A 410-nucleotide genomic window follows, 5' to 3' on the forward strand; every position below is an offset into this window, starting at 1 on the left:
CGCCCAAGGAGCGTATGCAAAGGAGAAACCAAAACCTAAAGGTAGCACGAAGCGGCGGCAGAGAGCCAATAACGGCAGGGTTTGCGTAGTTTCATTTTTTTGCCAATCAATTAAAAACGCTCTTGCCGTTGAATCGAAACGTGATTTGAAAATTCCCCACATTGATGATTGTAAAAATGAGTCGGCGTTTTCGCAGACGGCGAGATCGGCTTCTTTTATATCTTTAATATATTCCGTATTAATGCACTTCACCTTCGGGAATTATTTTAGTACGCACCGGGTTTCCGTTTAGACACAACTTTTTTCCGCCGCAAAAAACGGTATTGTCCTTTACTGTAATTTTATACGAAAAAAATGTATCAATGTCTATTTCTGCCGGAGCGGGAACATGTTCCTCTCCTTCGGGCAAA

General features: G+C 42.2%; 1 pseudogene. It reads right to left on the minus strand.

The window, feature by feature from the left end:
• Nucleotides 1–252: pseudogene (locus tag ACYVTD_RS17295) on the minus strand (hypothetical protein); the annotation flags it as partial.
• Nucleotides 253–410 lie beyond the last annotated feature (158 nt).

It is taken from the genome of Treponema sp. R6D11 (assembly GCF_054786075.1).